This is a genomic window from Nitrobacter sp. 62-13, from assembly GCF_001896955.1.
In the GTDB taxonomy this organism is placed as follows: domain Bacteria; phylum Pseudomonadota; class Alphaproteobacteria; order Rhizobiales; family Xanthobacteraceae; genus Nitrobacter.
This window is the reverse complement of the sequence record NZ_MKRN01000143.1, coordinates 1-9,553: the sequence shown is the minus strand read 5'-3', so window position 1 is coordinate 9,553 and position 9,553 is coordinate 1. Positions and strand designations below refer to the sequence as shown.

Sequence of the window (9,553 nt, the reverse complement as noted above, 5' to 3'; positions counted from 1 at the left end):
TCGGGCTCGCCCTTGCTGAAGGCCTGCTTTTCACGATCGTAGGTCGATTGCAGATGGTCGACGCCGGTGAGCAGCGCGCCGAACATCTTGCGGTTGCTGACGATGCCGCCGACCGAGGTGCCGCCGAAGCCGACGCCGTGATAGCCGCGCTCACGGCCGATCAGGCGGATGCGGCTGCCCTGGCCGTTGATCTGATGATAGGCCAGCGCGATCTTCAGCGCGGTGTCCGCGGCCTCCGATCCCGAATTGCAGAAGAACACGTGATCGAGTCCGTTCGGCGCGAGCGCGGCGACGCGGTTCGCAAGCTCGAACGCCTGCGGAATGCCGAACTGGAACGGCGGCGCGAAATCCAGCGTCTCGGCCTGCTTGCCGATCGCCGATGCGATTTCCGGGCGGCCGTGACCGGCATTGCAGCACCACATGCCCGCGGCGCCGTCGATGATCTTGCGGCCGTCGGTTGAGAAATAGTGCATGCCCTTGGCGCCGGCGATCAGCCGGGGCGACGCCTTGAAGGCGCGGTTGGCGGTGAACGGCATCCAGAACGCGGCCAGATCGTTCGGCGCGGGCGGGGCAGGGCTCTTGTCTAGCATCGAAGGCCTCTTCTTTATGATGTCTCGGCAATGTTTGGCGTTAGCCTAAACCCTTTTTGCAAGGCTGCGAAATGCGGTTTGCCGCATTGGGCTCATGTACATCGCGACGTTGCGCGAATTGTGTTGGAGGCCCCTAGCGGGACTTGCAAAGGCTGCTCCGGAGCAGGCGAACGTCGGCGGATGTATATACCACCTTTAGTGTATTAATTCATTCACTCACACTTAATGGTTGTATGTCTCAATAGGCCGTATGACGCTCTTCGCCACACGCTTCGCTTTTTCCGATTTTCGCCGGCTGGCGCGCTGCTCCCGCGGCGCATCCGCAGTCGAGTTCGCGATATTGCTGCCGCTGTTCCTGGTGCTGGTGTTCGGCATCGTCGTGTTCGGCGCCTACTTCACGATGGTGCACGGCGTGCAGCAACTCGCCGCCGAAGCGGCGCGCTCCTCGGTCGCGGGCCTGAGCGAGACCGAACGGGTGAGTCTCGCCGAAAATTACATCACCGCGAATGTCGGCTCGTATCCGCTTCTGCAGCCGGCCCATCTGTCGGTGAGCGCGGCAACGTCGGGCAGCGACGTTTTCGTCGTTACGGTCAATTACGACGCCTCCGGCAACTTCATCTACGCGCTGCCATTCGTGCCGTCGCCGCCCACCACCATCGTCCGCTCGGCGGCGATCCCGTTCGGCGGCTTTTGAGGGGACGTGCGATGCCAAACCTGCTTCGGCGTTTTGTCTCGGATACGCGCGGAAACTTCGCGATCATGGGCGCCGTCTGCATGATCCTGCTGTTTGGCTGCGCCGCGCTCGGCGTCGATATCGGCTCGATCTATGCCGATCGCCGCAAGTCGCAGAGCGCGGCCGACCTTGCGGCCATTGTGGCCGCCGGCAACATCGGCAAGGCCAGGAACGCGGCGGCCGCCACCATAACGGCCAACGGCTATCCGGCGAGTGCGCTGGTGTCGGTCGAACTCGGTACCTACACTGCGAACGCCGCGCTTGCGCCGCAGGCGCGCTTTGCGACTCCCGCGACCGGAGCCGCCAACGCAGCGCGGGTGACGATGCGCACGCAAACTCCGCTTTACTTCGCGCGCGTGTTCGCCGGCGGCAATCACTTCGACGTCACCACGCGCGCCACCGCGGCGAGCACCGCGATGGCGTCGTTCGCCATCGGCTCGCGGCTGCTCGCGCTCAACGGCGGCCTGCTCAATGCGGTGCTGGGCCGCATGTTGGGGACGACGCTGTCGCTGTCGGTGATGGATTATCAGGCGCTGATCGATGCCCACATCGACGCCTTCGATTTCCTCAACGCGCTGGCGACGCGGCTTGACCTGACCGGCGTCACCTACGATTCCGTGCTGTCGGGCAACGTCAAGGTCGCCGACATCGTGGCCGCCATGCTGAGCGCGCAGCAGGCGGCGAACGGCCTGAACGCGGCGACGGCGGCGCTGTCGAACATCTCTCTGGCGCTTGCCGGGGTGACCACCACCATCGTGCCGGGAACGCTGATCGACGTCGGCCCCTATTCGGCGATGATGGTCGGCTCGAAACCGAAAACCGGCGTCAGCGCGTCGCTGTTCGACCTGCTGTCGGCGACGGGCGCGATCGCCAACGGCACCAACCAGATTGCGGCGTCCGTCAATCTCGGCCTGCCCGGCATCGCCGCCGTGTCCGTCCTGGCGACGATCGGCGAGCATCCGCAAGGGGCGAGCTGGATGACGGTGGGCACACAGGGCGCGAGCGTGCACACCGCGCAGACCCGTGTCCTGGTATCGATCAAGCTGCTCGGCAGCGGCGCGGTGCCGGCCGTCAATCTGCCTCTGTATGTCGAGGTTGCGTCCGGGACCGCAACGCTCGACGGCGTGAGTTGCAGCCGCCCCGACGTGACGGCGTCGACCGCCACCCTCGGCGTCACGCCCGGCATCGTCGACGCATGGATCGGCAACGTCTCAGTGGCCGAGATGACCAACTTCACCAGCAAGCCGGATCCCGGCGCGGCGACGCTGGTCAATCTCAGCGCGGTCACCGTGACCGGTCGCGCCCATGCCGGCATGGGCAACACCACGCCGACCTCGGTCGACTTTAGCTATTCCGACATTTCCGCGCAGACGAAGAAGACCGTGACCTCCACCGATTTCACCTCGTCGCTGACCGCGAGCCTGCTCGGCGATCTCACGCTCAAGGTCAATGTCGGACCGCTCGGTCTGCCGGTCCCCGGCCTCGGGCCGACCGTGACGGGAATCATCGGCGGCGCCACGGCGTCGATCGATCAGGTGCTGGCGCAGGTTCTGGCGACGCTCGGCATCGGCATCGGGCAGGCCGACGTTTGGGTCTCCGGCATCCGCTGCGACGGCGCGGTGCTGGTGAATTGAGCGGCAAGGATCAGGCGAGACTTGCCTTCTTTTCCCTCTCCCCTTGCGGGAGAAGGTGCCCGAGCAAAGCGAGGGCGGGTGAGGAGGCTTTTCCATCGGAGAACCCCTCATCCGGCTCAAATTCGCTTCGCGAATTCCCGCCACCCTAAGAGCGAGCTTCGCTCGTCTCGGCTCCAGCAAGGGGAGAGGGAGGAAAGGCCGCCTTGCCCGTCTGGGCGTCGGCTGATAACCCGTGACTCCATGCAACCTTACTACGCAAGCGTAGTAAGGCAACGTTCCGCGACCGTGGGTCAGATGTCCGACAAGAAACCGAAAAAGCCGCAAAAGCTTCGCGCCCGCCTGCCGCGCGGGCTGGAGGATCGCGGCCCCGCCGCCATATCGGCCACGCGCGCGATGACCGAAAAAATCCGCGCGGTCTATGAGCGCTACGGCTTCGAGCCGGTCGAGACCCCCGCGATGGAATACACCGACGCGCTGGGAAAATTCCTTCCCGATCAGGATCGCCCCAACGAGGGCGTGTTCTCGTTCCAGGACGACGACGAGCAGTGGATCAGCCTGCGCTACGATCTCACCGCGCCGCTCGCGCGTTACGTCGCGGAGAATTTCCAGAACCTCGCGCTGCCCTATCGCAGCTACCGCGCCGGCTACGTGTTCCGCAACGAGAAGCCGGGACCGGGGCGCTTCCGCCAGTTCATGCAGTTCGACGCCGATACGGTCGGCAGCGCGTCGCCCGCCGCCGACGCCGAGATGTGCATGATGGCCGCCGACACCATGGAGGCGCTGGGCATTCCGCGCGGGCAGTACGTGGTGAAGGTCAACAACCGCAAGGTGCTCGATGGGGTGCTGGAGTCGATCGGCCTTGGCGGCGACGAGAACGCGGGACGCCGTCTCACGGTGCTGCGGGCAATCGACAAGCTGGATCGGTTGGGCGTTGAGGGCCTGAGGCAATTGCTCGGCGAAGGTCGTAAGGATGAAAGCGGGGATTTCACCAAGGGGGCTGGGCTTAGCGCTGGCGCAATAGAGCGCATTGTGTCGTTTGCCGATTTTGATATTCCGACTTGGGAGCACGATCCTCACGGCATAACGCCTGAGAGGGGCGACACCATTATTGGTTCAGAAGTTATAGAATCAGATATCGCGTTGTTTGGAGCAGAACCTACGAAAATCCACGTAGAATACGCCCGAAACAATTTTCACACGCTGGAAGCGCTGCAAGATAAGTTTGCCGATAGCCCGCTTGCGTTGTCTGGTATTCAAGAACTTTTGCTAATCGCCGAATTAGCCGCAAGCGGCGGTTACCATGCCGACCGCATCCGCATCGATCCCTCCGTCGTGCGTGGCCTCGAATACTACACCGGCCCGGTCTACGAAGTGGAGCTTCTGCTCGAAACCAAGGACGAGAAGGGCCGCCCGGTGCGCTTCGGCTCGGTCGGCGGCGGCGGGCGCTATGACGGTCTTGTCTCGCGTTTCCGCGGCGAGCCGGTGCCGGCGACAGGCTTCTCCATCGGCGTGTCGCGTCTGCAGGCCGCGCTCACGATGCTCGGCAAGCTCGACACCAAGCCCCAGGCGGGCCCGGTGGTCGTCACCGTGTTCGGCGGCGACATTGCGGGCTACCAGAAGATGGTCGCGGAGTTGCGCAATGCGGGTATTCGCGCGGAATTGTATCTCGGCAACCCGAAGCATTCGCTCGGCCAGCAGATGAAATACGCCGACAAGCGCCGTTCGCCGTGCGCGATCATTCAGGGCACCGACGAGAAAGCCAACGGCAAGGTGCAGATCAAGGACCTGATCGCGGGCGCCGAACTGACCTCGATCGAGGATCGCACCGAGTATCTGAAGAAGCAGGCCGAGGCGCAGATCGAAGTCGGCGAAAACGATCTCGTCCCCGAGGTGCAGAAGCTGCTCGCGCGCCACGGCGTGAGGTGGAGTTAGTTCCCCTCTCCCCCAGGGGAAAGGGAAGGGCCTGCGCTACTTCGGCGCCATCGACTTGAATTTCTCGAGATCGCGCATGTTCATCTTGAAGCCGCCGGGCATCACCACGTCGCCGGGCTTCTGACCTTCCTTGCAATCCCCGGACCATTTCGCTGCGATGGTGATCTTGCTGTCGCGGGTTCCGAGTCTGCCGCCTTCGCTGCGCGAGGTGACCGTCACCGTATAGGCGGAGTTGAAGTCGCCGGAGGTCACCGCATGCGACGTCACGGTCGCGCCCGCCATCATGCAGACCGAATCCATGACATAGCCGGCCGCGGTTTTCTGGATATCGGTCTTCGAGCAATTCTGCTTGGCGGAGGGCGCGAACTCCGAGGTGAATTCGCGGTCCACCGCTTCGCTGGTGCATTGCTGGACCGTCACGCCCGGCATTTTGGCGCCCTCGTGATCGACCTTGATGTCCCATAGCCCGGCCTTGCGCAGCGGCAATTGCACCTCCGCCAATGCCGGCGCCGCGGAGAAAAGCACCAGCGCCACGAAAGGAATCGAGCATCGAAGAGAGCGTCGCATCGCAGGCTCCGTCAGAGGATCAGAACTGGCAAATGATAAGGATCAGGGTCGGCTCAGTAGCGGGTCCGCAGCGGAGGCTGGTCGGGGCCATAGGGCACCCACCGGCAGGCGAACGAGATGTAGCCGCCCGGATAGGCCTGGACGCCGAGGATTTTCGCCACCTTGCCGTAGTGCGCGCAGTGATCGACCGCGATCACGCGGACGTCGCCGGTTCCCACCAGCGAATAGGAGATGATGCCGCCGGTGTCGTTGCCCTTGACCGGTGGCACCCAGTCGGCTCGTGCCGGTCCGCAAACCAGCGCGCCCGCCATAGTCGCCGCCAGCAAAGCCGCTCCGAGCCATCTCATCGTCATCTCCATCGTTGCCGAGTCGAAGTTTAGAACGCCGCGCGGGCCGTGAAAAGAACGGCAAGCCGGTCATATGGAGTTATGCGGCGAGTGTTGCCGCGCCGCACTTGACCTTGCGCGGGCTTCGCGGCACCGTCTCTGGTGGAATGAATTTGACATTTGCTGGCCACTTTGCAGCAAAACCTCGGCAGGCGAATGTCAAATTCAAAACTCCACTAGAAACCCGATAGTTGCTAGTGGTCCTTTGATTCCAAACATTTGCAAGACCTCCCTGCCGCGACGGGATGCAAATGGTGGAATCGGATTACCAGCCTCGGATCACCGGCGGATGCTCCTATGCGCAACCTTATCACATCCTTGAAGAAAGCCGGCCTTGGTGCGGCGCTCGGCGCAGCGTTCGGACTGTTTGGCGCCCTGCCGACGGCGCAGGCCGTCAATTTCCCCGTGTTCGGACCGGGTTATGAGGGACGGTTGCCGGGCTGCGAGGCCGGACTGCCGGTCATCACGTCGGAATTCTGGGAGAAGGAGAGCGCCTTCTGGAATTCGCCGCTGCGAATCACGGCCTATGGCAACGTTCATGAAACAGCGTTCCGGCCGTGGCAGTCCGATAACATCCCGCGCCGCTATTGCACCGCCGATGCGATGGTCAGCGACGGCAAGATCCGTACCGTGCATTATTCGATCATCGAGGATGGCGGGTTTGCCAGCATGGGACAGGGCGTGGAGTGGTGCGTGGTCGGTCTCGATCGCAACTGGGCCTACAATCCGGCCTGTCGCGCCGCGCAGCCCTGAGAGCATTCTCCACACGGTGCGGATTCGGTTCGTGCCGCGAATTCGACATGCGCTGTGCATCAAGCAGCGCATTGCGTCTGTCAAATTCAAAGTCTGTCAAATCCAAAACTCCGCTGCGAGCCTGATCGTTGCCGGTGATCGCTCGATCCTGACATTCGCAAGAACGCTCGCTGAAACACGGTGTGAGTGTTAGACTCGGCCCACTGGGGCCGGATGTCGGCTGGGCTGGGAGTTTGACGTCATGAGGTGGGTGTCTCGCGCGGCCGCCGCGGCTGTCCTGTCGTGGCTGATCCTGTTTGCGGGGTGGACGGAGGGCGCGGCGCAGGATCGTCGCCAGAACGCACCGGGGGCATTTGATTTCTATGTGCTGTCGCTGTCGTGGTCGCCGTCGTTCTGCGCGGTCGCGGCCGAGCGCGGCAACACCAGCCGGTCGCAGCAGTCCCAATGCGGCGGACGACCGTTCTCTTTCGTGGTGCACGGCCTGTGGCCGCAATACGAGCACGGCTTTCCGGATTATTGCCAGCGTCCCGCACCGCGGCTCGATCGCCGCATCATGTCCTCGATGCTGGACCTGATGCCGGCGCCCGGCCTGATCTACAGCGAGTGGGACAAGCACGGAACCTGCTCGGGCCTCGGCGCACAGGCCTATTTCGAGATGGTCCGCAAAGCCCGCGCCGCGGTGAAGATTCCTGCGGAATTCATCGATCTGGCGGCGCCGAAAAGCATCGCGCCCGACGACATCGAGAGCGCCTTCATCAAGGACAATCCCGGGCTCAGCCACTCCGCGATCGCGGTGATCTGCGACCGCACCAGGCTCAGCGAGGTGCGGATCTGCATGAACAAGGACCTGCAATTCCGCGCCTGCGAGGAAATCGACCGCCGCGCCTGCCGCAGGGATCAGGTCGTGCTGCCGCCGGTGCGCGGGGGCTAAGCAAAGGCTGCTCGCCCCGGATGCTGCGCAGCGCGCCTTCCGTGGTGCGTTGCTGATCCGGGGCCGTAACAAACAGCGATTTCCATGGCGGTGCCCGGCGCTGCACCCGCATCGCAAGGGCCCTGGGTGCGTCCGGAACAACGCCGCCTCTTTGCGCGGTGACGCAGGTCGCGTAGTGCTTTGTCATGAACTACCGCCACGCCTTTCACGCCGGCAATTTCGCTGACGTCATCAAGCACATCGTGCTGGTTCGCATCCTGACCTACCTGCACCAGAAGCCGGCGGCGTTTCGCGTCATCGACACCCATGCCGGCGCCGGCCTTTACGATCTCACCGGCGAAGAAGCCGGACGCGGAGGCGAGTGGCTGACCGGCATTGCGCGGCTGATGCAGGCGCGGTTTTCGGATGCCGTCGGCGCGCTGGTCGCGCCTTATCTCGATATCGTGCGGGCATTCAATCCGCAGCGCGGCCTGCAGTCCTATCCGGGATCGCCGCTGATCGCGCGCGCTCTGCTGCGGCCGCAGGATCGTCTGGTGGCTTGCGAACTCGAACCCGCGGCCCGCAAGCACCTGATCGGTGCGCTGCGCCGCGATGTTCAGGCCAATGTGGTCGACCTCGACGGCTGGATGGCGCTCGCCGCTTTCGTGCCGCCGAAGGAGCGGCGCGGGCTGGTGCTGATCGATCCGCCGTTCGAGCACAAGGACGAGTTTGACCGGCTGGCCGACGGATTTGCCGGGGCCTTCGCGAAATGGCCGACCGGCTGCTACATGCTGTGGTATCCGGCGAAAAGACGCCGCGCGACGGACGATCTGGCCCGCAGGGTCGGCGCCGCGGTCGGAGGCGATGCCGGCAGATGCCTGCGGCTTGAATTCAGTGTCGCCCCGCAGACGCCGGACGGTCCGCTCACCGCGGCCGGACTCCTGATCGTCAATCCGCCGTGGACATTGAGGACGGAGCTGAAGCTCATCCTCCCCGAGCTGGAGAAGCCGCTGGGGCAAGGCGGCGCCGCCAGATTCAGGCTGGAGGCGGTCGGAGGTTGAGCCGGTCGTTACATGCAATTTCGCCGTAGTCAGTCCCGCGGGAACCGTATTAAGCTGCCGCGCTTCCGCTTCCAGCATCGGAGGCGGTCGAGTGACCATACCTTGATGCAATGCCTGGTCGAAGCAGGCTTCGTTTTCCGGGGATGACCGCGATGGCGGCATGTCTGGGGTGAATGTCAGGTCTCGTTGGCGCGCGGGGGCGCGGCGGCGAATGCAATGCGGCGAGAGGAGTTTTGCCGATGGCCATGACTGGAACGGTCAAGTTCTTCAACGGGGAGCGCGGCTACGGCTTCATCAAGCCAGACGATGGCGGCCGCGATGTATTCGTTCACATCACGGCGGTGGAGCAGGCCGGATTGAAGGAATTGTCCGAAGGACAACGCGTCACATTCGAGGTCGAGCCGGACAAGAAGGGCAAGGGCCCCAAGGCGGTCAATCTCGTGATCTCGTCCTGACCGGAGGCCGCGTCGCGCGGCGTTTGTTCTCCGACAGGCATGATCGTGGCGCGTTTCCAGTGCGCGCTGACCCGTTTCCGTCACGCAAAAAAATCCCGGCCGCGAGGGCCGGGAGTTTGAAGCGCGTCGGTATGGTTCTCGTCAGAAGTGATAGTTTACGCCGGCGCGGACCAGTCCGTACTGATAGCTGTTCGGAGCGCCGGTAATCGAGAAGTTGCTGCTCGACAGGTCGACATAGAGATATTCGACCTTCGCGGTCCAGTTCTGGTAGATGCCGAATTCGGCGCCGACGCCCAGGGTCCAGCCGGCGTTGGTGTGGGATTCCGACAGGCCGAAGGTTTCGGCGCGCAGTTCGCCGAAGGCGAGACCGCCAGTGCCATAGACCAGAACGTTGTTGAAGGCGTAGCCGAGACGGCCGCGCACCGTGCCGAACCACGGGTTGGAGAATTTCCACGGCGCGAAGGTATCGTCGGCGGCGCTGGCCTGGATGTCGCCTTCGAGGCCGAACACCAGCGGCCCGCTCTGCCAGTTG

General features: G+C 63.8%; 11 protein-coding genes. 7 read left to right on the top strand and 4 right to left on the bottom strand.

Annotated elements, in window-relative coordinates; genetic code table 11:
* The coding region (locus BGN91_RS10460; protein ID WP_292612884.1) for an aminotransferase class III-fold pyridoxal phosphate-dependent enzyme at positions 1 to 590 on the bottom strand (590 nt) is incomplete at its 3' end.
* Between the two features lie 250 nt (positions 591 to 840).
* On the opposite strand from BGN91_RS10460, the gene BGN91_RS10455 reads away from it, so the two are divergent.
* The 3 genes from BGN91_RS10455 (at position 841) to BGN91_RS10445 (ending at position 4,889) form a co-directional block, all read left to right on the top strand.
* Positions 841 to 1,284, top strand: coding sequence for a TadE/TadG family type IV pilus assembly protein (locus tag BGN91_RS10455; protein ID WP_292612882.1), 444 nt, complete (start codon positions 841 to 843; stop codon positions 1,282 to 1,284).
* 11 nt (positions 1,285 to 1,295) lie between these two features.
* On the top strand, positions 1,296 to 2,957 hold the full coding sequence (locus tag BGN91_RS10450) for a pilus assembly protein TadG-related protein (RefSeq protein WP_292612880.1): 1,662 nt from the start codon (positions 1,296 to 1,298) through the stop codon (positions 2,955 to 2,957).
* Positions 2,958 to 3,251: 294 nt separating this feature from the next.
* Positions 3,252 to 4,889 carry a HisS family protein gene (locus BGN91_RS10445; RefSeq protein ID WP_292612879.1) on the top strand — a complete coding sequence of 546 codons (1,638 nt, stop codon included), beginning with the start codon at positions 3,252 to 3,254 and terminating at the stop codon, positions 4,887 to 4,889.
* A 36-nt stretch (positions 4,890 to 4,925) separates the two neighbouring features.
* On the opposite strand, the gene BGN91_RS10440 is transcribed toward BGN91_RS10445, so the two are convergent.
* Complete coding sequence (locus BGN91_RS10440) at positions 4,926 to 5,456, bottom strand: DUF3617 family protein (RefSeq protein ID WP_292612877.1); 531 nt, start codon at positions 5,454 to 5,456, stop codon at positions 4,926 to 4,928.
* 53 nt (positions 5,457 to 5,509) lie between these two features.
* Positions 5,510 to 5,803, bottom strand: a complete 294-nt coding sequence (locus BGN91_RS10435) for a hypothetical protein (RefSeq protein ID WP_292612875.1) — start codon at positions 5,801 to 5,803, stop codon at positions 5,510 to 5,512.
* Positions 5,804 to 6,139: 336 nt separating this feature from the next.
* Between BGN91_RS10435 and BGN91_RS10430 the strand changes: the two genes are divergently transcribed.
* The 4 genes from BGN91_RS10430 (at position 6,140) to BGN91_RS10415 (ending at position 9,021) form a co-directional block, all read left to right on the top strand.
* Positions 6,140 to 6,595 carry a hypothetical protein gene (locus BGN91_RS10430; RefSeq protein WP_292612873.1) on the top strand — a complete coding sequence of 152 codons (456 nt, stop codon included), beginning with the start codon at positions 6,140 to 6,142 and terminating at the stop codon, positions 6,593 to 6,595.
* Positions 6,596 to 6,836: 241 nt separating this feature from the next.
* The gene (locus BGN91_RS10425) at positions 6,837 to 7,526 is read left to right on the top strand and encodes a ribonuclease T2 (RefSeq protein ID WP_292612872.1); all 690 of its coding nucleotides are present in this window, start codon (positions 6,837 to 6,839) and stop codon (positions 7,524 to 7,526) included.
* 185 nt (positions 7,527 to 7,711) lie between these two features.
* On the top strand, positions 7,712 to 8,566 hold the full coding sequence (gene rlmJ / locus BGN91_RS10420) for a 23S rRNA (adenine(2030)-N(6))-methyltransferase RlmJ (protein ID WP_292612870.1): 855 nt from the start codon (positions 7,712 to 7,714) through the stop codon (positions 8,564 to 8,566).
* 239 nt (positions 8,567 to 8,805) lie between these two features.
* On the top strand, positions 8,806 to 9,021 hold the full coding sequence (locus tag BGN91_RS10415; protein ID WP_292612868.1) for a cold-shock protein: 216 nt from the start codon (positions 8,806 to 8,808) through the stop codon (positions 9,019 to 9,021).
* A gap of 141 nt (positions 9,022 to 9,162) precedes the next feature.
* Here the strand turns inward: BGN91_RS10415 and BGN91_RS10410 are convergent.
* A partial coding sequence (locus tag BGN91_RS10410; protein ID WP_292612866.1) for an outer membrane beta-barrel protein occupies positions 9,163 to 9,553 on the bottom strand: 391 nt, incomplete at its 5' end.

Coding starts and splice junctions, on each gene's coding strand:
- BGN91_RS10455 (WP_292612882.1), top strand. CDS start 841: ATGACGCTCTTCGCCACACGCTTCGCTTTTTCCGATTTTCGCCGGCTG.
- BGN91_RS10450 (WP_292612880.1), top strand. CDS start 1,296: ATGCCAAACCTGCTTCGGCGTTTTGTCTCGGATACGCGCGGAAACTTC.
- BGN91_RS10445 (WP_292612879.1), top strand. CDS start 3,252: ATGTCCGACAAGAAACCGAAAAAGCCGCAAAAGCTTCGCGCCCGCCTG.
- BGN91_RS10440 (WP_292612877.1), bottom strand. CDS start 5,456: ATGCGACGCTCTCTTCGATGCTCGATTCCTTTCGTGGCGCTGGTGCTT.
- BGN91_RS10435 (WP_292612875.1), bottom strand. CDS start 5,803: ATGAGATGGCTCGGAGCGGCTTTGCTGGCGGCGACTATGGCGGGCGCG.
- BGN91_RS10430 (WP_292612873.1), top strand. CDS start 6,140: ATGCGCAACCTTATCACATCCTTGAAGAAAGCCGGCCTTGGTGCGGCG.
- BGN91_RS10425 (WP_292612872.1), top strand. CDS start 6,837: ATGAGGTGGGTGTCTCGCGCGGCCGCCGCGGCTGTCCTGTCGTGGCTG.
- rlmJ (WP_292612870.1), top strand. CDS start 7,712: ATGAACTACCGCCACGCCTTTCACGCCGGCAATTTCGCTGACGTCATC.
- BGN91_RS10415 (WP_292612868.1), top strand. CDS start 8,806: ATGGCCATGACTGGAACGGTCAAGTTCTTCAACGGGGAGCGCGGCTAC.